At 74.3% G+C, this 20,064-nt stretch carries 19 protein-coding genes; 13 read left to right on the plus strand and 6 right to left on the minus strand.

Annotated features, from left to right (window positions below):
- The first annotated feature begins 25 nt into the window (after positions 1-25).
- The 11 genes from rlmC (at position 26) to ACYVQV_RS00110 (ending at position 9,006) form a co-directional block, all read left to right on the plus strand.
- Entirely contained in the window at positions 26-1,189 is a 1,164-nt protein-coding gene (gene rlmC / locus ACYVQV_RS00060) for a 23S rRNA (uracil(747)-C(5))-methyltransferase RlmC (RefSeq protein WP_461021212.1), read from the plus strand.
- 70 nt (positions 1,190-1,259) lie between these two features.
- Positions 1,260-1,724 carry an SRPBCC family protein gene (locus ACYVQV_RS00065; protein WP_461021213.1) on the plus strand — a complete coding sequence of 155 codons (465 nt, stop codon included), beginning with the start codon at positions 1,260-1,262 and terminating at the stop codon, positions 1,722-1,724.
- A 24-nt stretch (positions 1,725-1,748) separates the two neighbouring features.
- Positions 1,749-2,165, plus strand: a complete 417-nt coding sequence (locus ACYVQV_RS00070; protein ID WP_461021214.1) for a nucleotidyltransferase family protein — start codon at positions 1,749-1,751, stop codon at positions 2,163-2,165.
- Positions 2,162-2,614 (plus strand): type VII toxin-antitoxin system HepT family RNase toxin, encoded by a 453-nt coding sequence (gene hepT / locus ACYVQV_RS00075; protein ID WP_461021215.1) that lies wholly within the window; start codon positions 2,162-2,164, stop codon positions 2,612-2,614. Before ACYVQV_RS00070 ends, hepT begins: the two co-directional genes overlap by 4 nt.
- A 22-nt stretch (positions 2,615-2,636) precedes the next feature.
- On the plus strand, positions 2,637-3,119 hold the full coding sequence (locus tag ACYVQV_RS00080; protein WP_461021216.1) for a nucleoside deaminase: 483 nt from the start codon (positions 2,637-2,639) through the stop codon (positions 3,117-3,119).
- 102 nt (positions 3,120-3,221) lie between these two features.
- Positions 3,222-3,647 (plus strand): hypothetical protein, encoded by a 426-nt coding sequence (locus ACYVQV_RS00085; protein WP_461021217.1) that lies wholly within the window; start codon positions 3,222-3,224, stop codon positions 3,645-3,647.
- Positions 3,648-3,825: 178 nt separating this feature from the next.
- Positions 3,826-4,812 (plus strand): HNH endonuclease family protein, encoded by a 987-nt coding sequence (locus ACYVQV_RS00090; RefSeq protein ID WP_461021218.1) that lies wholly within the window; start codon positions 3,826-3,828, stop codon positions 4,810-4,812.
- Positions 4,813-4,894: 82 nt separating this feature from the next.
- Positions 4,895-5,167, plus strand: a complete 273-nt coding sequence (locus tag ACYVQV_RS00095; protein WP_461021219.1) for a hypothetical protein — start codon at positions 4,895-4,897, stop codon at positions 5,165-5,167.
- Positions 5,164-6,450, plus strand: a complete 1,287-nt coding sequence (locus ACYVQV_RS00100; protein WP_461021220.1) for an RNase A-like domain-containing protein — start codon at positions 5,164-5,166, stop codon at positions 6,448-6,450. The genes ACYVQV_RS00095 and ACYVQV_RS00100 overlap by 4 nt, the downstream gene beginning before the upstream one ends.
- The gene (locus ACYVQV_RS00105; protein WP_461021221.1) at positions 6,450-7,385 is read left to right on the plus strand and encodes an RNase A-like domain-containing protein; all 936 of its coding nucleotides are present in this window, start codon (positions 6,450-6,452) and stop codon (positions 7,383-7,385) included. Before ACYVQV_RS00100 ends, ACYVQV_RS00105 begins: the two co-directional genes overlap by 1 nt.
- Positions 7,386-7,632: 247 nt before the next feature.
- The gene (locus ACYVQV_RS00110; protein ID WP_461021222.1) at positions 7,633-9,006 is read left to right on the plus strand and encodes a S1C family serine protease; all 1,374 of its coding nucleotides are present in this window, start codon (positions 7,633-7,635) and stop codon (positions 9,004-9,006) included.
- Between the two features lie 144 nt (positions 9,007-9,150).
- Here ACYVQV_RS00110 and ACYVQV_RS00115 read toward each other — a convergent pair whose 3' ends face one another.
- Positions 9,151-10,305, minus strand: a complete 1,155-nt coding sequence (locus ACYVQV_RS00115) for a pyridoxal phosphate-dependent aminotransferase (protein WP_461021223.1) — start codon at positions 10,303-10,305, stop codon at positions 9,151-9,153.
- Positions 10,306-10,472: 167 nt separating this feature from the next.
- On the opposite strand from ACYVQV_RS00115, the gene ACYVQV_RS00120 reads away from it, so the two are divergent.
- Positions 10,473-11,987, plus strand: coding sequence for an SDR family NAD(P)-dependent oxidoreductase (locus ACYVQV_RS00120; RefSeq protein WP_461021491.1), 1,515 nt, complete (start codon positions 10,473-10,475; stop codon positions 11,985-11,987).
- Here the strand turns inward: ACYVQV_RS00120 and ACYVQV_RS00125 are convergent.
- Positions 11,966-12,670, minus strand: a complete 705-nt coding sequence (locus tag ACYVQV_RS00125) for a hypothetical protein (protein WP_461021224.1) — start codon at positions 12,668-12,670, stop codon at positions 11,966-11,968. The genes ACYVQV_RS00120 and ACYVQV_RS00125 overlap by 22 nt on opposite strands.
- Before the next feature lie 188 nt (positions 12,671-12,858).
- A complete protein-coding gene (locus ACYVQV_RS00130) occupies positions 12,859-13,731 on the minus strand; it encodes a pyridoxamine 5'-phosphate oxidase family protein (protein ID WP_461021225.1) in 873 nt (290 codons plus the stop codon).
- An 83-nt stretch (positions 13,732-13,814) separates the two neighbouring features.
- Here ACYVQV_RS00130 and ACYVQV_RS00135 point away from each other — a divergent pair, with 83 nt between their 5' ends.
- Positions 13,815-15,560: a carbon starvation CstA family protein gene (locus tag ACYVQV_RS00135; RefSeq protein ID WP_461021226.1), complete on the plus strand. Its 1,746-nt coding sequence runs from the start codon at positions 13,815-13,817 to the stop codon at positions 15,558-15,560.
- A 393-nt stretch (positions 15,561-15,953) separates the two neighbouring features.
- Here the strand turns inward: ACYVQV_RS00135 and ACYVQV_RS00140 are convergent, their stop codons facing one another.
- The 3 genes from ACYVQV_RS00140 to ACYVQV_RS00150 form a co-directional block, all read right to left on the minus strand.
- A complete protein-coding gene (locus ACYVQV_RS00140) occupies positions 15,954-16,787 on the minus strand; it encodes an ABC transporter permease (protein ID WP_461021227.1) in 834 nt (277 codons plus the stop codon).
- Complete coding sequence (locus tag ACYVQV_RS00145) at positions 16,784-17,863, minus strand: ATP-binding cassette domain-containing protein (RefSeq protein ID WP_461021228.1); 1,080 nt, start codon at positions 17,861-17,863, stop codon at positions 16,784-16,786. Before ACYVQV_RS00145 ends, ACYVQV_RS00140 begins: the two co-directional genes overlap by 4 nt.
- Positions 17,864-18,071: 208 nt before the next feature.
- Positions 18,072-19,868 (minus strand): alpha/beta fold hydrolase, encoded by a 1,797-nt coding sequence (locus tag ACYVQV_RS00150; RefSeq protein WP_461021229.1) that lies wholly within the window; start codon positions 19,866-19,868, stop codon positions 18,072-18,074.
- Positions 19,869-20,064: the final 196 nt, after the last annotated feature.

The following is a 20,064-nucleotide window of genomic DNA, read 5'->3' on the forward strand; positions in this document are numbered from 1 at the left end:
TTAAGACACCTAGGCTGGCTCCACCATGCAGTGCGACTACTTCGACGCCGGCCGCTGCCGGTCCTGCACCCTGATGGGCGTCCCGTACGCGACGCAGGTGGCGGACAAGCAGCGCCACTGCGCCGACGTCCTGTCGGCCGTCGCGCCGGACGTGACGTGGCTCGAGCCGTTCACCGGCCCGGAGTCGGGCTTCCGCAACAAGGCCAAGTGCGTCGTCGGCGGGAGCCGCGACGAGCCGACCCTCGGCATCCTCGACACCGGCGGCCGGGGAGTGGACCTGCGCGGCTGCGGCGTCGTCGAACCCGGGCTGTCCGCCGTCTGGCAGGCGCTGCCGCCCCTCCTCGGCCGGATCGGGTTGGTGCCGTACGACGTGCCCCGGCGCTCGGGCGAGCTGAAGTACGTGCACCTGACCCACTCACCGGACGGCGACGTGATGGCCCGCTTCGTGCTGCGCTCGGAGGGACAGCTCGGGCGGCTGCGGCGCCACCTGCCCCAGCTGCTCGCCGAGCTGCCGCAGCTGCGTGTGGTCACGGCGAACCTGCACCCCGAGCACAAAGCCACCCTCGAGGGGGAGGTCGAGATCCCCCTCACCGACCAGCAGACCCTGCCCATGCGCGTCGACGACGTCACCCTGCACCTGCGACCGCGCAGCTTCTTCCAGACCAACACGGTCGTCGCCGCCGGTCTGTACCGGCAGGTGCGGCAGTGGGTCGGGGACGTCGGCCCGGCGTCCCTGTGGGACCTGTACAGCGGGGTCGGCGGGTTCGCGCTGCACGCGCTCGCCGGCAGCGCCCGCTCGGGCCGCGGTGTGGCGGTGACCGGCGTCGAGGTGTCGCCGGAGGCCGTCGCGAGCGCGGAGCAGTCCGCCGCCGAGCTGGTGGGGGGCCCAGGCGACGGTCGGCTCGACGCGCGGTTCGTCGCCGCGGACGCAACCCGGTGGGCGCTGGATCAGGACGACGTCCCCGACCTCGTCGTCGTCAACCCGCCCCGCCGGGGGATCGGCCCTGAGCTGGCCGACTGGCTGGAGCGGTCGGCCGTCGGGCACGTCGTGTACTCCAGCTGCAACCCCGCGACGCTGGCCACCGACCTGGCGCGGATGCCGTCGCTGCGGCCCGAGGCGGCCCGGCTGTTCGACATGTTTCCGCAGACCGGCCACCAGGAGGTGGCGGTGCTCCTGCGGCGACGGTGAGCCGGCGGCGGGTTCGTCGTCCACCCGCGTCGTCCCGCCCGGTGTCCTCCCCGAGGGGTAGAACGGACCCATGAGCGCAGTCACCGTCGTCCGCACCACGACCGCCCCCGTCGAGCGGGTCTGGGACCTCGCCACCGACATCGAGGGATCACCGCGCGTCCTCAGCGGCGTGGACGCCGTCGAGCTGGTGGGGGAGCGGTCGGCCTTCGGCGTCGGCACCCGGTGGCGCGAGACGCGCACGATGCTAGGCAGGCCCGCGACCGAGGAGATGTGGGTGACCGCCGTGACGCCGCACGAGTCCTACACCGTGGAGAGCGAGGCCCACGGGGCCCACTACGTCTCGACGTTCACCGTCACCCCCGTGGTCGAGGGCGGCACCGAGGTCGCCCTGACGTTCGACGGCCGCCCGACCACCACCGTCGCCAAGGTCCTCGGGGCGGTCACCGGCCCGCTGGCGCGCCGGTCGGTCGCCAAGGCCCTGCAGGGTGACCTGGAGGACCTCTGCCGCGCCGCCGAGCGTGGGCAGGGTGCCTGACCACTGCCTCGGTAGGCTCCTGGCATGGCCGTCGCCGAGCACCTCACCGTCCTGCGGGAGGCGGCAGCGTCCGGTGCACTGGCCCGTCTCTGCCACGACCACGACGTCACGTTGCTGGTCGTCTTCGGGAGCGCCGTCGACCCCGAGGCCGTCGACCCGCGTGACCTCGACGTCGCCGTGCGGTTCACGCCGTACCGGCCCGAGCACGTGCTGACGTTCCTGGACCGGCTCGCGGAGCTGGCGGGTACCGGGGCGGTCGACCTCATGGTCCTCAACACGGCGGGCCCCGTGGCTCGCGAGCAGGCGCTCGTCTTCGGTGAGCCGTTGTACGAGCGCGGTGACGGGGACGCCGCGCGCGAGCAGATCGCCGCGACGATGGAGCGGCTCGACACCGACCACCTGCGCCGTGCGCAGCTCGAGCTGCTCCGGAGCGGAGGGTGACACCGCGTGACCTGCGCGCCGGGGTCGTGCAGGAGCGGCTCGCCACGATCCGGTTGCTGCTGCGCGACCTCGAGAGCCTCGGCGAGGTCACCGCGGACCAGCTCGAGGCCGACCGCTTCCGCCGGCACGTGGTCGAGCACGTGCTCAGCCAGCTGGTGCAGCTCGCGGTCTCCGTCAACAGCCACGTCGCGGCGACCGTCCTCGGGGAGGCGGTCACCGACTACCGCTCGTCGTTCGACGCGGCCGCATCGGCTGGGTTGGTCGACGCCGACCTGGCGGCCGAGCTGAAGCCGTCCGTGGGCCTGCGCAACGTGGTCGTCCACGAGTACCTGGACGTCGACGTGCGGATCCTCGCGGCGGCGGTCCCCCTGGCTCGCTCCTCGTACGGCCGGTACCTGACGAGCGTCGCCGACTGGCTCGCACAACGGCAGGGCGGACTCGCCAGGTGACGGGCGGCGTAACGTCCCCACCATGAGCACCGAGCAGGACCACCTCCGCCGCTGCGTCGAGCTCGCCGCCGAGGCGGTCGCCGCCGGCGACGCCCCGTTCGGCTCGGTCCTCGTCGCCGCTGACGGGACGGTGCTGGCGGAGGACCGGAACCGGACGGTCACCGGCCGGGACCCGCTCGCCCACCCGGAGATCGAGCTGGTCCGCTGGGCCGTGAGCCACCTCGACGAGGTCGAGCGCGCGGCGGCCACGGTGTACACGTCGGGGGAGCACTGCGCGATGTGCTCGACCGCGCACGGGTGGGCCGGCCTCGGGCGGATCGTCTTCGCGACGTCCGGCGAGCAGCTGCGGGCCTGGGCCGCGGAGGCCGGCGTCCCCGCCGGGCCCGTCGCCCCGCTGTCGCTGCACGACGTGCTGCCCGAGCACCCCGTCGAGGGCCCCTTCCCCGAACACGCAGAAGCCGTGCGGGAGCTGCACCTGGCGCACTGGGGGCGCTCGAGTACCTGAGTCGATCCCGATTTGCGTGTCTCAGGCGGGCGGTCCGCCGCTCCTGCTTCCCGGCCGCTCCGCCGGGGCGGTGGCACCACGCAACGACGGAGACACCCAGCCATGCCCGACATCTCGACCATCCGCGTCACCCTGCAGACGATGCGCGCGAACGGCGCCGGCACCGACGGGGACGTGTACCTCGGCATCGGCGGCCGCGAGTTCTACCTCGACACCTCGGCCGACGACTTCGAGTCCGGCTCGTCGCGCACCTACGTCCTCGGCGCCGGTGGCAACACGCTGCACCCGCAGCTGAACGACCCCCGCTCCCCGCGGCTGCGCACCGAGGACCTGCAGCGCTTCCCCGTGTACGTCCGCTTCCACCCCAAGGGGCGCGACGACAACTGGTTCCTGCAGCGGGCCACCGTCAACCTCAACGACGACATCGTGCCCGCCTACGACAGCGCGGAGACCATGTCGATCCGCGGCGGCGTGTGGCTCGGCGCCCGCGCTGGCCAGGCCTACCACCTGGCCGCCCACGCGCACTGAGGGTCGGCCCGTCCGGGGCGGTGACGACCGCCCCGGACAGCCACCTCGGTCCGCGGTCACCCGCCACGAGGGCGGTGACTGACCCGAGGGGCGCTCGTGCGATCGTCGTCCCCGGCTCCGACCGACCGGCGGGTGCCGCACGCGGCCCGTCCAGGCCGCAGGGACCGACGCGCGGGGGATGACCGTGGGCAGGCGGAGAGCACGCAGCCGACTCCTCGCCGTCCTCGTCCTCGGCGTCTGCGCCGGCTGCGACGCACCCGGCACGCCGGCTCCCGGGCCTGCGACGGCGACCGCTCCGGCCACGTCGTCGGCCCCCGACTCCGCGACGGGCGAGGCGTCGCGGCCGGGGGAGGACGACGACCAGGCGGTCCCGCTGAGCGCCGTGGCGGTCCTGGCGACGCTCGAGGTCAAGGGCCGGGCACCGCGGACCGGCTACGACCGCGACCTCTTCGGGCCCGCGTGGGCCGACACCGACCGCAACGGCTGCGACACCCGCAACGACGTCCTGCGGCGCGACCTGGTGGACGTCACCACCCGCCCCGGCACCCGCGACTGCGTCGTCGCCAGCGGCACCCTGACCGACCCGTACTCCGGCCGCCGCATCGCGTTCGTCCGCGGCGAGGGCACCAGCGAGGCCGTGCAGGTCGACCACGTGGTCGCCCTGTCCGACGCCTGGCAGAAGGGCGCCCAGCAGTGGACGCCGCAGCAGCGCCTCGCCTTCGCGAACGACCCGCTCAACCTCCTCGCGGACGACGGACCGTTGAACCAGCAGAAGGGCGACGGGGACGCCGCGACGTGGCTGCCGCCGAACCGGGGCTACCGCTGCTCGTACGTCGCCCGTCAGATCGCGGTGAAGTCGCGGTACGGCGCCTGGGTCACGGCCGCCGAGCGGGACGCGATGAGCCGGGTGCTCGCCGACTGCCCGCACCAGCAGCTGCCCGACGGCGGCACGCCGCCCGCCGCTGCGGCACCCGCGCCGCCCGTCGACGCGGGACCGTCGACCGGCGCGTCGTGCGACCCCGCGTACCCCGACGTGTGCGTCCCGGCGTTCGCCGACGTCGGTGACCTGGACTGCGGCGACCTGCCCCAACGGCGCTTCGCCGTGGTGCCGCCCGACCCGCACCGCCTCGACGCCGACGGGAACGGCGTCGGCTGCGAGGGCTGACCTCTGCCCGCGATCGCCGCCTGACCGGCAGCCCTGTGGACGGCGCCACGCCGCCCGGCCACGGTCCCCGTAGGTTCTCCGCGTGCGTTACGCGGTCGACCCCACCGAGCTGCTCGCCGTCGCGGACGAGGTGACGACCGTCCGGTCCCTCGCCGGGCAGGCTGCCGAGCGGCTGACGGCGTGCTCCGGTGCCGGGTGGTGCCTCGACGAGGAGCTGCGCAGCGCCGTCGAGGTGGCCCTCGAGGACCTCGCGTACGCCGCCCGGCAGGCGCAGGTCGGTGCCGACGCCACCGTGGCCGCCCTGCGGCTGGCCGCGAGGCGCTACCAGCGCGTCGACCTCCTGGAGCCGCAGTGAGCACCACCACGGGGGCGGTCGACCTGCCGTTGCTGGTGGCGGGGGTGGACGGCGGGGCGGGTCATGGGGTGGGGGTGCGGTTGCGGTCGGCGGCGGGGTCGGCGGCCGAGGGGCGGGTGCGGTTGGACGCCGCGGTGGCGGGGTCATGGTCGGGTCGGGCGTCGGACGGGTACCTGGCGGGTCGGGGTGAGCTGTCGGGTCGGTTGGGGGAGCTGGAGGACCTGTGCTCTCGGTTCGCGGGCGCGGTGGAGGAGTACCTGCCGGTCGTTGAGGCGTGCTCGCGGCGGGCGCGGGCGGCGTCGCAGCGGGCGGAGGTCGCCGAGTCGAAGGTTGCCGCCGCTGGGTTCGGTGACGACGTGTCGGGGCAGCAGCGGGAGCTGGACGACGCCCGCGGTGAGCTGGGCCGGGCAGTGGCCGAGTACCGGGACGCCGTGTACCGCCTGTCGGCGGTGGCGCGGTCGGTGTCCGAGGCGGTGCGGTTCACGCCGCGGTCGGCGGCGGGGCACGTGCGGGTGGCGGGGGAGACGTGGTGGCGCCTGGGGGTGGTGGAGACGGCCGAGGCGGGGTGGGCGCTGACCGGTGGGGTGGTGCAGGACCCGGCGGGGTGGTGGTCGCTGGTGTCGTCGGTGCCCGGGGCGGCGTGGGAGTCGGTAGCCGACCCGGTCGCGACCGTGGACGAGGCGGTCGGGGGCCCGTCGTTCCGGCAGGAGCAGTGGGGTGAGGGTGCCGGGACGCTGGCGGCCACGGTCGGGCTGGGCAGGGTCGTCAAGGACCTTGCCGTTCCGGACGCGCGGGAGCGGTTCGCACGGAACATGGCGGACCGGTCGGCGCCGTTGCCGCGGGTGCAGTCGGTGGACGAGATGCTGGCCGGGGTGGACCTGTCCCGCCACGAGCACCACGACCTGGGGCACGTGATCCGCCGGCACGTGGAGGTCGACGACGACTACCTCAACGACCGCCTCGACCACGGCACCCTGCTCGACGACGGCACCCGCGGACACAGGCCCCCTCGCGCATCGGCCTTCACCCACCTCGAGTCCGCTCAGCGCGTGGTGACGGATGTGCTGCGGGCCAACGAGGACAAGCTGCGGGACTTCGTCACCAGTGGTGAGCCCAAGCTCGTCTTGAACGTGCGGTACGACGTCGGGGAGGCGGGACGGGTCATCCGCGCCAGCGACCCTGACCGCATCCCCGTGGCACCAGATCGGGTCATCGTGATCCTGCGTCGAGATGCCTCGGGACAACCGTTCATCGTGACCGCCTACCCCGAAAGGACTCCCTAGTGGAGCACTTCGCCCAAACGTATCCGAAGCTGTACCAGCTACTCGCCGACTTCGTGACCATCTACATCGAGCCCGCGCTCGATCCGCAGCTCCTCGTGGACGACGCGATCTCCCACAAGCTGGCGATCGGCAAGGACCTCGCGGCCGAGCTCGCCGACCTCGACCGGCTGCTGGAGGACGTTGCTGACGACGAGGCCAGGGCCAGAGCCGTCTGCCAGCACGTCTTCGAGGAGTGGACGCCACCGGACGGCCCCAGCATGGTCGGCTGGCTGCGCACCCAGCGGCAGCTCATCGTCGACGCCCGCGACGGACGGGTCACGCTGCCTGCCCCTACCGACGTCCGGGAGCGAGAGGGTCTGCGTCTGCCGAGGGCATCGCGGTTCACCGACGAGGCCACCGCGAACGCAGCGGTGACCGAGGTGCTGCGCGCGAACGAGGACGCGTTTCGCACCTGGGCCGCTGATCCCGGTGGGTGCTCCCGTCAGCACTACTACGCCGACCTGGGCAGGGAGGTCGGGCGGATTCAGTACGCCAAGGACACCCCGACCCAGCCCGCGACCGCGGTCACGGTGGTGATGGCCCGCCACCCCGAGACGGGCGCGCCGTTCGTACGGAACGCCTACCCCGAGACCACCCTCGACCAGACGGTGCGGGAGCGGTTCCCCGACCTGTGCCACTGGTTCGGCGCGTGGTTCGACCAGGACCTGCAGGACCCCTGGCGGACGATCGCCGACGTCAACCGCACGACCACCGACCCGGCCCGCTCCCGGGTCCGCGACCAGCTCACCGACCTGCTCACCACCGACGACGACGCCGAGCTGACCGCCGCGGTCAAGGCCCTCGGGTCCTACGCCCTGCCCACCCGCATGCGCTGGTGGGTCCAGCGCACCCTGTGGCGCCTGGACGCGTACGACTGGCTCGACGCCGACGACTGACGCCGCGGGCTCGCCTCCCGCGCCCGGCTCTCGCTTCCCAGGAACCTCCCAGGGAGCACCCAGCCCCGGCGGAGAACGGCTCGCTTCACTGGGTTCCACGCCGACGAGAGGAACCCAGGACGTGAGCACCAACACCCAGCCGCAGCCGAACCACACGTGGCCGGCGACGTCAGCGACCACCCCCACCGCAGCCCCGACGGCCGGTGCTGCACCTGCGCCCGGCCCGGACTCTACGCAGACTCGGAGGGTGACGCACGACGACCACGCTCAGCGGCCCCCCCAGGCGTACGGCCGCCCCGCCGCCGGGAACCAGCCGTCGTGGCCCGCCCACGCCCCCGCGGGACCGTGGGCACCGCCCCCGCACGGCCAGGCTCCCGGTTCGCAGGCCGGCGCGCCGCCCGCTCCTGCCCCGCAGAGCGGCGGTCCGTCGTCCCCGCCCCCGCCGCCCTCGACCACCCCGTCGGGCCGCCGTCGCGGTCCGGGCTGGGCGGGCACGTTCGCCGCGGCGGGCCTGGCCGCCGTCCTGGCTGCCGGCGGCACCGCCGGGACGATCCTCGCCCTCGACGACGACCCCGCCACCGGGAGCGGCCCCGTCGCGACGAGCGAGGACGGCGCAGCCGCCGGCGACGCCGACCTCGCGCCCGCCCCGCAGCTCGCTGACGGGGCGACGTGGCAGGAGGTCGCCGACGTCGTCTCCCGCAGCGTCGTCAGCATCGGCGTCCGTGGCGCCACCGGCGCCGGTGAGGGCTCCGGTGTCGTCATCGACAGCGAGGGGCACGTCGTGACCAACCACCACGTCGTCGCTCCCGCCGCCGGTGGCGGTCAGGTGCAGGTGACCCTCAGCGACGGACGCGTCTTCGCCGCGGAGGTCGTGGGGACCGACCCGTCCACCGACCTCGCCGTCCTCGTGCTGGACGAGGCGCCCGACGACCTGCGCCCGCTGGAGTGGGGCGACTCCGAGTCCCTCGCCGTCGGGCAGCCGGTGATGGCGGTCGGGAACCCGCTCGGGCTGTCCGACACGGTCACGACCGGCATCGTCTCCGCGCTGGACCGGCCGGTGACCACGCAGGCCCAGGGGTCCAGCCCGTTCCAGCAGGGCGGCGCCGTCGTCACCAACGCGATCCAGAGCGACGCCGCCGTCAACCCCGGCAACTCCGGCGGGGCGCTCGTCGACAGCGCCGGACGGCTCGTCGGCATCAACTCCTCCATCGCGACGCTGGGCGCAACCCCCACCTCCTCGTCCGGCAGCATCGGGCTGAGCTTCGCCATCCCGTCGGCCCAGGCGCGGTGGGTGACCCAGGAGCTGATCGACACCGGCAGCGTCGACCACGCCTTCCTCGGCGTGAGCCTGGACAACGGCGTCGTCGAGCTCGCCGACGGTGCCCGCCGTGAGGCGGCCGGGATCGCCGAGGTCGTCGACGGCACCCCGGCCCAGGCGGCGGGCATCACCGCCGGCGAGGCGATCGTCGCCGTCGACGGTGAGGCCGTCGGCAGCGCCGAGGCGCTCGTCGCCCAGGTTCGCCAGCGCCAGCCGGGAACCGAGGTGACCCTCACGCTCGTCGGAACGGGTGGCGAGCAGCGGGACGTCACCGTCGAGTTCGGGGAGCGACCGGCCGGCTGACCGTCGCTCACCACACGGGACCACGGGCCCGGCCGGAACTGCCTCCCCGGCCGGGCCCGTACACGTCCCCTCCGGTGCGGGCGCAGCACCGGCGCCGACGTCGTCGCAGGAGCCGACCAGGTCCCGTGCCCGTGCGGCTGCGGCTCAGAGCGACCGCTGCCAGGCGACGACTCGGTCGACCGCCCGCGACACGACGTCCCGGTCGGCCGCGAACGACAGGCGGACGAAGCGGTGACCGTTCACCGGGTCGAAGTCCCCGCCAGGCGTCAGGGCCACCCCCGCCTCGTCCAGCAGCCGCTCGCACCACGTCACCGAGTCCAGTCCGGACGCGGACACGTCCCCGTACAGGTAGAACGCCCCGTCCGCGGGCGCCACGTCCGACCACCCGAGCTCGGGCAGCCGCTCCAGCAGCATCGCCCGCGTCGCCGCGTACCCGTGGACGCGGTCGGCCGCCTCCGCCAGGGCGTCCGCGCCGAACGCCGCCACGGCCGCGTGCTGCGGCATCGCCGGAGGGCACAGCGCGATGTTGCCCGCCAGGGCGTCCACCGCCGGCACCAGGTCCTCCGGCAGCACCAGCCACCCCAGCCGCCAGCCCGTCATCGCCCAGTACTTCGAGAACGAGCTGACCACGACGGCGCCCTCGAAGCGCGCAGCCGTCGACGTCGGCGGCGCGGAGGCGTACGTCAGGCCGTGGTAGATCTCGTCGCTGACCAGCCGGACACCGCGGTCGGCGCACCACGCGGCGATCGCCTCGAGCTCGTGCGCCTCGACCATCGTCCCGGTCGGGTTCGCCGGGGACGCCAGGACCAGGCCGTCGAGCGGCCCCGCCTCCTCGAGCAGGGCCGCGGTCGGCTGGAAGCGCGTCGCCGGCCCGCACGCCAGCTCGACGACCTCGCAGCCCAGCGCCCGCAGCACGTTCGCGTACGCCGGGTACCCCGGGCGGGCGAGCGCCACCCGGTCGCCCGCGTCGAACGCCGCCAGGAACGTGAGCACGAAACCACCCGACGAACCGGTCGTCACCGCCACCCGGCGCGGGTCGACCTCCACGCCGTACCGGTCGCGGTAGTGACCGGCCAGTGCCCGGCGCAGCGCCGGCACCCCGGTCGCCTCCGTGTAGCCGAGGTCGCCGTCCGACAGCAGGTCGCGGGCGCGGGCACGCACCGCCGCCGGCGCGCCGCCGGACGGCTCGCCCACGCACAGGTTGAGCACGTCCTGCCCGGCGGCGCGGCGCGCGTTCGCCGCCGCGATGATGCCCATGACGGTGAACGGGGGGACGCCGGCCCGGCGGGAGACCTTCATGGCCCCATCCTCCGCGACGTCCTCGGCGACCGGGCGACGGACCCGGCGCCGGTACCCTGGTGGGCGGGCCCACCGGGCCCGGGCCGGTGCCGGGAGCGCGACGACCGCGCGTCCACCCGCCCACTGCCGCCGGCCACCTCGTGGCCGTGACCGACCGAGGACCTCCCATCACCACGCTCGACACCACCCCGCCCCACGCCGGCTCGCCCGGGGACCCCGGCATCGACCCGGCCGACCTCGCCGCGTGCCTGCGCGTTCTCGGCCAGGTCCCGGACCTGCACCCCGACCACCCGGACGCGCAGACGGTCCGTCGCGCCACGGCCGGCCTCTACAAGGAGTACAAGGTCAGGCGCCGGGCGGCGAAGCGCACCGCCCTGGCCGGCGCGGACCGCTCCGTCATCGAGTCCACCGCCACCGGCGCCCCCGGCCGGGTCGACGACGAGACCCAGGGCATCCCGCTGGTGTCCACCGCTCGAGGCGCCGTCGCCGGCGTCCTGCAGCGCTCCCAGGCCTGCTACGTGTGCAAGACCCACTACACGGTCGTCGACTCCTTCTACCACCAGCTGTGCCCGGACTGCGCCCGCACGCACCACGCCAAGCGGGACCAGCGCACCGACCTGACCGGGCGCCGTGCCCTGCTGACCGGCGGGCGGGCGAAGATCGGGATGTACATCGCCCTGCGGCTGCTGCGCGACGGCGCGCACACGACGATCACCACGCGCTTCCCGCGCGACGCCGTCCGCCGGTTCGCCGCGATGGAGGACAGCGCCGACTGGATGCACCGGCTCAAGGTCGTCGGGATCGACCTGCGCGACCCCGCCCAGGTCGTCGCCCTGGCCGACGACGTCGCCGCCGCCGGGCCCCTCGACGTCCTGATCAACAACGCCGCGCAGACGGTGCGCCGCTCGGCCGGCGCGTACAGCGCCCTCGCGGCCGCCGAGGACGCGCCGCTGCCCGCCGGGGAGCTCCCGGAGGTGGTGACGTTCGGCCGGACCAGCGACGCCCACCCGCACGCGCTGGCCCGCACCCTGGAGAGCGGCCTGCTCGAGGAGACCTCCCTGCCCGGGGCGGACGCCGTCACCGACCTGGCGCTGCGGGCCCGGTCGGCGCCCGTCCCGGCGTACGGCCAGGCGCCCGGCGCGACCGTCAGCACCCTCGAGCGGGGCATCGACGCGGGTGGCCTCATCCCCGACGTCGACACGATCAACAGCTGGACGCGCGTCGTCCACGAGGTCGACCCGGTGGAGATGCTCGAGGTCCAGCTGTGCAACTCCGTGGCGCCGTTCCTGCTCGTCAGCCGGCTGCGGCCGTCGATGGCGGCGTCACCTCACCGGCGCACGTACGTCGTCAACGTGTCGGCGATGGAGGGCCAGTTCAGCCGCCGGTACAAGGGACCCGGTCACCCGCACACCAACATGGCGAAGGCGGCGCTGAACATGCTGACCCGCACCAGCGCGGAGGAGATGCTGTCCGACGGCATCCTGATGACCGCGGTCGACACCGGCTGGATCACCGACGAGCGGCCGCACTGGACGAAGGTGCGGTTGGCCGCGGAGGGCTTCCACGCGCCGCTGGACCTCGTCGACGGTGCCGCGCGCGTGTACGACCCGATCGTGCGCGGCGAGCAGGGCGAGGACCTGTACGGCTGCTTCCTGAAGGACTACGAGCCTTCGCCCTGGTGACGGCCCTCGGGGGTCTCTGACCGCGCGGGGGCCGGGCTGCGCCGTCGAGCGGCCGCGTACGCCGGCTCCCGCAGCCGGCTCACCCAGGCGTAGGTGCCCAGGCCGGGGAGCGGGTGCACGACGGGATCGAAACGCAGGTCCACGTCCGGGCCGTCGCCCGCGTCGGCGTCCGGGGTGTCGTCCACGGCCAGCGAGGCGAACGTCCGCCACGGCCCGGTGAGGGTCGCCACGGCCAGGTCGTACCCCGCGTCGTCCCCGTGCGGGAACGCCGCGAGGACCACCGGGCCGGACGGCGTCCGGTACGGCATCAACGTCGTCATCGGCCGACGGTCCGACGTCGTGGGCACCAGCAGGTGCCGGGTCACGGGCCGGGTGCCCGTGGTGGCGAGCAGCAGGTCCCCGTGCCGGGTCCCGCCTGCCCGGACGCGCACCGTCAGGCCGTGGACGTCGGGCAGGTGGCCGGGCAGGCCCGCCGACTTCGAGCGGCGCACGAGGACGGCGTCCGTGCCCGGTTCGTCCAGCCACGGCACCCCGACCGGCGGGTGCAGGCCACGGCGCTCGAGGACGCCGGCGGCCACGTGACCGCGGGGGTGCAGCGGCTTCGTCGCCGGTCGCACGCGGGCCGCCGCGCCGAAGACGCCGCCGAGGACGGAGCCGGCCGCGCGGCTCAGGAGGTCGATCACCGCTCGACCGTCGCACCGGCACCGCGACCCGGCAACCGGCGCGCCCGCCCGTCCACCTCCCGACCGCAGTCTGGTGGAAAGGTGCGGTTCAGGCCGCCCCGATAGCCGCAGGTTGGTGGAAAGGTGCGGTCAGGACGCGCCGTGTGGGCGCAGGTTGGTGGAAAGGTGCGGTGGGGTGCCGGACCGGGTCAGGAGGGGCGGCCGGCCTCGGCGGCGGCGATGCCGCGGCGGCAGGCGCGCTCGAGCTGCTGCTGGCGACGCCAGCGCTGCAGCAGCCCCGGTGGTCCCGGGAGCTGCAGCCGGCCGGGGGGCCCGTCGTCCGGTACAACCACACCGTCGTGCAGCGTGCCCGACGTCAGCCGCTGGACCCACCGCTCCAGATCCGGCACCGAGCAGGTGTGGGTGAGCAGGCCGACGGGCCCGGCTCCCGTCGGTGGCGTGTCGTCCGCGACGCGGCGCACCGGCAGCGCGTCCGCGTCAGGGGCGAGGAGCCGGACGACGTCCACCTCGGGCGCGCGCTCGGTGCCGGTGACGAGCACCGCGTCGACGGCGGGGTCGTGACGCGCGGGCAGGGGACGCACGCCGTCCACGGCCACGACGAGGACGGCCCGCGGGAGGAACCACCAGTTCTCCCGCCGCAGCAGGGCCGAGTCGGCGAGCACCCGGGACGGCGGGTGCTTGCGCAGCTCCTGGTCGAGCAGCTGGTCGGTGAACACGCTCCCGTCAACGTCCTCGACGAGGCGCGCCGACCCGTGCAGCGCCGCGGGCGACCACCCGGACGACGTCATCCGCGGGTCGGTCAGCGACAGCACGACCCGGCCCGCCGCGGCCGCGGCCCGCACCCCGTCGGCCCACGCGTACGGCAGCGCGACGGCGACGTCGTCACCGAGTCGCAACGGCGTGACGGCGAGCGCGCGGGGCCCGTCCGGCCCGACCCAGGCCAGCTCGGCGAGGCACGAGGCGTCGACCAGCCGCGGCACGGTCCCAGCCTGCTCGACGCCACCGACGCCGAGGTCGTCGCCGGGGTCGTCGCCGGGGTCGCCGGCCGGGTGCTGCGACACGACAGGAGGTTACCTACTAGGCGAACGGCGTCACCGGGGACAGACTGGGCGCCGGTCAGCGTGGACCACCACCGGAGGTGCTCGTGCCCGCCATCGCCGTCGCCGTCGCCGTCCTGGCCCTCTTCGCCGTCGGCTACCTCAGCTACTCCCGCTACCTCGCCACCAAGGTGTACGGGCTGGACCCGGCCTTCGTCACCCCGGCGCACTCGATGCGTGACGGCGTCGACTACGTGCCGACGAACAAGCACGTCGTCTTCGGCCACCACTTCACGTCGGTCGCCGGTGCGGCCCCGATCGTCGGGCCGGCCATCGCCGTCTTCTGGGGCTGGGGCCCGGCGCTCGCCTGGATCGTGCTCGGCACGATCTTCGCCGCCGGCGTGCACGACTTCGGGTCGATCGCGGTGTCCGTGCGGCACAGGGCCCGCAGCATCGGCAGCATCGCCCACGACGTGATCAGCACCCGGGCCCGGGCGCTGTTCCTCGTCATCATCTTCTTCCTGCTGACGCTCGTGAACGCCGTGTTCGCGGTCGTCATCGGCAACCTGTTCGTCGCCAACCCGGGCGCCGTGATCCCGATCTTCGTGGAGATCCCGATGGCGATGTTCATCGGGCAGTACATCTACCGGCGGGGCTCGTCGGCGCTCGTGCCGTCGATCGTCGGCGTCGTCCTGCTGTACGCGCTGATCTGGGTGGGCCAGCAGTACCCGGTCGACATCACGCCCCTGGCCACGGAGCTGGGCTTCGACCAGCCCCGCAACCTGTGGGTGATCATCATGTTCGTCTACACGTGGATCGCGAGCCGGCTGCCGGTGTGGCTGCTGCTCCAGCCGCGGGACTACATCAACTCCCACCAGCTGTTCATCGCGCTCGGCGTGATCCTGCTCGGCCTGGTCGTCGGGTTGAACGAGATCGTCGCGCCCGTCGTCAACGAGGTCCCCGAGGGCTCCCCGAGCATGGTGCCGTTCCTGTTCATCACCATCGCCTGCGGCGCGATCTCCGGGTTCCACAGCCTGGTGTCGTCGGGCACCACGTCCAAGCAGATCGACAAGGAGCCCGACGCCCGGTACGTCGGCTACATGGGTGCCCTCGGGGAGGGCAGCCTGGCGCTGTGCTCGGTGCTGGCGGTGACCGCAGGCGTGGCGGCGACGCGGGCGGACTGGGACGCCCTGTACGCCGACTTCGCCACGGCGTCCGGCGGGGCGACGGGCAACTTCGTCGGCGGTGTCGCCGAGTTCGCCAACAACCTGGGCGTGCCGCTGGACCTCGCGGCGATCTTCGCTGCGGTCGTCGTCATCTCCTTCGCCGCCACCACGATGGACACCGGGGTGCGGCTGCAGCGGTACGTCGTCCAGGAGATCGGCGCGATCGCCCGCGTCCGGCCGCTGGAGCGCAACCTGACGCTGGCGACGACGGTGGCCGTGGTGATCCCACTCGTCCTGGCGCTGCTGCCCGGTGGCGGGGAGGCCGGGTACACGTTCGGGGTGCTGTGGCAGCTGTTCGGCACCACCAACCAGCTGACCGCCGGCCTCGCGCTGACCGTCATCGCCATCTGGGTGCTGCGGCGGGGCCGCAACCCGCTGCCGGTGCTCGTGCCGCTCGTGTTCGTGCTCTTCGTGACCACCTGGGCCCTCGTCGTGAACCTCGACAACTTCGTCGGCGAGTCCCAGTGGGTCCTCGCGGTCCTCGACGTGATCATCTTCGTGTGCGCCGTGTGGCTCATCGTGGAGGCGCTGATGGCGGTGCGCGGGGCCATGGCTCACCGCGGCGAGGACGTCGACAGCCCGGTGCCGGCCGAGCGGGGTGACGGCGCGGGGGACCGGCGGCCGTGAGGCAGGTCGTTCTCGTCCGAGGGTGGCGCTCACCCGGCGCCGGGGGAGGCTGCTGCGCCGCAAGCGGCGACCCCGCGGACCTGCTCGGGACGACGGGACGGACGTCCGGCGACCACGGGGGGCACCGCGGTGGACCCGAGGACTGGGCCGACGTCTACCTCGCGCTGACCGCGCACGGCGGCGTGGACGTCACCGTCGTCGACAGCAGCAACTGGGTGTGGCTGCTGCCTGCCGTGACGCGAGCCGCCCGCCGCAGCGGACTGCGTCTGCTGCCGGCGGTGCGTGAGGCCGTGCGGGCGACGACGCCGTCCTCGGTGGTGCTCGACGGCCGGGTCGTCGTCCGCGGACGGCGACCCGGCCCCGAGGAGGTGGTGGCGCTGGTGGCGCGCGGCGTCACGTCTTGCGCTGGTACCGCCACATCGTCAGCGGGCCGAACACCGCCACCAGGACAGCGGACATCAGCAGCACCGTCGTGACGTCACCGGCGACCTCGCCGCCGTGGACGAGGCCGCGCATCGCCGACACGAGGAACGTGATCGGGTTGACCTCGACGAACGCCTGCAGCCAGCCCGGCAGCGTCTCGATCGGCACGAAGACGTTGCTGACGAACGTGAGCGGGAACATCACCATGTTGCTGATCGCGAACACGGCGTTGTCCGTGCGCACGACGATCCCGACGAGCGTCCAGATCCACGACAGGCTGAACGCGAACACCAGCAGCAGCGCCAGCGCGGCGACCACGCCGGTCACCCCGGCGTCGGGACGGAACCCGAGCACCAGCCCCAGCCCGAGGATGATGAGGGACGCCAGCGTGTAGCGCACCGTGTCGGCGAGCAGCGGGCCGACGACGGTCGCGGGTCGCCAGATCGGCAGTGACTTGAACCGGTCGTGCACCCCGCGCTGGATGTCCCGGTTGAGGGTCAGGCCGGTGTACATCGTGATCCACGTGACCGTCATGACCAGGATGCCGGGCAGCACCTCCTGCAGGTAGGCGCCGGTCGACCCGGCGACCGCCCCGCCGAACAGGTACGTGAACATCAGCAGGAACATGATCGGGAACGCGGTCACGTCGAACAGCTGCTCGGGCACGTGCTTGATCTTCAGCATCGCGCGCCACCAGAACGTCAGGGACGTCGACAGCGGTCCCGGCCGCTGCGGCCGCACCCCGGTCAGGACGCTGCGCACGGCGTCCGGCGTGACGGTGTCGGTCGGTGAGACGGTGGTCATGACGCGCTCCTCCTGCTCGTGCCGACACCGTCGACGGGCACCGCGCCGTCCACGGGTCCTGCGCCGTCCACGGGTCCTGCGACGCCGACGGGCTCGTCGGCGCCGTCCGGTGGGGCCTCGTCCCTCGGCTCGGCGGGACGCCCGGTCAGGGCGAGGAACACCTCGTCCAGGCTCGGCTGCCCCAGGGAGAACGTGGCCACCGGGGTGCCCGCGCGTGCCAGCTCGGTCATCGCGTGACCCACGACCTCGGGGTCCTGGACGCGGGCGGTCAGCGCCGCCGGGTCGGCCTCAGCGCGGACGTCGGTGCCGAGCACGCGGGTGAGGACCTGCTGGGCGCGCGGCCGGTCCGTCGGCTCGAGCAGCCGCACGTGCAGCGCGCCGGACCCCACCGAGGCCTTGAGCTGGCTGCTGGTGCCCTCGGCGATGACCTTGCCGTGGTCGACCACGGCGATCCGGTCCGCCAGCTGGTCGGCCTCGTCGAGGTACTGCGTGGTCAGCAGCACCGTGGTGCCCGCCGCCACCATGGTCCGCACGATCTCCCACACCTGGTTGCGGCTGCGTGGGTCCAGACCGGTGGTGGGCTCGTCGAGGAAGATGAGGTCCGGCGTGACCACGATGCTCGCGGCGATGTCGATCCGCCGGCGCATCCCGCCGGAGTACTTCTTGACCTGCCGGCCCGCCGCGTCGGCGAGGCCGAACGCCTCGAGCAGCTCGGTGGCCCGCGTCCGCGCCTCGGGCCGGGAGAAACCCCACAGCCTGGACAGCAGCACGAGGTTCTCGAACCCGGTCAGGTCCTCGTCCACCGACGCGAACTGCCCCGTCATGCTGACCCGGCTACGGACCTCCGCAGCCTGGGACACCACGTCGTAGCCGAACACCCGGGCCGTGCCCGCCGTGGGTGGCAGCAGCGTGGCCAGCACCCGCAGCGCCGTCGTCTTGCCCGCCCCGTTCGGGCCGAGCACCCCGTACACGGCGCCCGCGGGCACCAGCAGGTCCATCCCGTCCACGGCACGGGTGTCGCCGAAGTGCCTGACCAGGCCCTCCGCGACGACCGCGGCCTGCGCGTCGTCCACCATCCCCTGCTCCCATCGCCGTCGTCACCCCGCCGGCCCGTGCGGCCTGTCTACCCACGGGGTCCGACAGTTCGACCGGACCGTGCCGCGGAAGTCATCGCCGTCCTCCACGATCGCCCCCGGCCCCTGGGAACGTCTCGTGGTTTTCCGGCGCGACCCCCGCGGCGCGGTCCGGCCCCCGGCGACCGGGGCGCGACGACCGCTCGAGGGGTCAGTCCGGCAGCGCCTGCCGCAGCACCCGCTGCTCGGTCTCGGCGGCCGCCGGGAGGGGGGCGAACGGCACCAGGTCGGTCGGGCAGGTGACGCCGTCGGTGGCCCGCAGCTCCAGCAGGTACCGCTCGATGACGCGGTCCGTGCAGCTGCTCTGCCCGAGCGCGGGGTGGCCCCAGCCCTGCATCGTCACCACGCGGGCGTCGGGGAACCGGGCCGCGAACGGCTCGGCCATCCAGTACGGGGTGGCGGGGTCGAAGCGGGTCCCGATGACCAGGACGGGCACGTCGAGGGCCTGGTCCCACGGGCCGGCCCACGCGTCCTCGTCGTCGACGCGCAGGAACTCGCACTGGATGCCGGCCCACGCCCGCAACCGCCCGAAGTGCGGCGCGCGGGCCGCCTCGTCGTCCACCATCGCGGGGAAGTCACGCGGTGCCAGCGGCTGCTCGACGTCCGCGCACAGGCTGGCGAGGCTGCCGCCGAGCGACGGGTACTCCTCGCCCCGGCGCGGTCGCGTCTGCAGCCCCTGCTGGTCGGCCGGCTCCCGCGCCGCCGCCAGCAGGGAGGCGACCTGCGGCGAGGACGCCGGGACGGCGCCGGCGGCCGGGCCCGGGGCCGTGGCCAGCATCGCGAACGTGGCGGCCAGGTCCGGCCACAGGACCGGCGAGTACATCGACTGGAACATGACCACGACCATCAGGGGGTAGTCCACGACGACCGGTGGGGCACCGGGGACCTCGACGACGACGGGTTCGCGACGGAGCCGGTCGAGGACCGCCTCGCTGACCTGCGACGGGTCCCCCAGCGCCGCCAGCGGGCAGGCGGCCGGACCGGCCTGCCCGCACGTCCGCAGGAACTCCCCGAACGTCTCGGACGCCGCCGGCCCCTGGCCGATCCGGGCCCCGACCGACCGCGGGTCGCCGTCCGCGCCGGTGTACGCGACCGGGTCGAGCGGGCCGTCCAGCACCAGCGCCCGGACCCGGTCCGGGAACAGCCGCGCGTAGGTGGCGCCCAGGAAGGTGCCGTAGGAGTACCCGGCGTACGTCAGCCGGTCGTCGCCGACCGCCTGCCGCAGCAGGTCCAGGTCGCGGGCGACGTTCGCTGTCGAGGCGTGGGAGAAGCGGTCCGGGGACGTCAGCGTGCAGGACGTGCCGAGCCGGGCGTTCTGGCCGATGAACCGGTGCTCCTGCGCCTCCCCGACGGGGAAGGCGGGCAGACCCGCGGTCTCGACGGCCTCCTGCTCCGCGGTCCGGTAGCAGGTGGCCGGGTCCGACGCCCCCACCCCGCGCGGGTCGAACCCGACGACGTCGAAACGGGCGAGCACCTCCGGGGTGTACACGAACGGGGCCGCCGTCTGGACGAAGTCGACGCCCGACCCGCCCGGGCCGCCTGGGTTGGTGAACAGCGACCCGACCCGGCGCTGCGGGTCCGACGCCGGCAGCCGGGTCAGCGCGATCGACGTCGTCGGCCCGGTCGGGTCGTCGTGGTCCAGCGGTACCTGCACGGTCGCGCAGTCGAACGCCTCGAGGCCGGGACCGCAGTCCCGCCATGCCACGGCCGGGACCGTGGCGCCGGTGGACGTGGCGCCGGTGGACGTCGTGCTGTCTGCCGTCGCGCGACCGGCTGCCGCGTCACCTGCGGCCGCCGCCGGCCCGCCGAGCAGGCCGGTGGCCGTCGCCGCCGACGCCAGGACGGCGCAGCCGACCAGCAGCCGTCCCCTCGCGCGCGCCCCTGCGGCGACGCGTCCGGTCGCGCGTGCTGACGGTCGTGCGGGTGGTGTCCGCGGTGTGCGTTCCATGAGTGCCATCGGTGCGTCCCCGTTCGCTCGAGCCCACCCTGGAGCGGGCAGCGGCCCGGTCGGTACGTCCCGTCCGACCGGTTCGTCCGGGACGGGACGCTACGGCCCGGGTCCGTCCCCACGGATCCGTCTGGAGGATGACCTGTGGAGACGTCACCCGGCCCTGTCCGCGCGGTGACCTAGGGTTCACCGCGTC

The organism is Thalassiella azotivora (assembly GCF_054781695.1).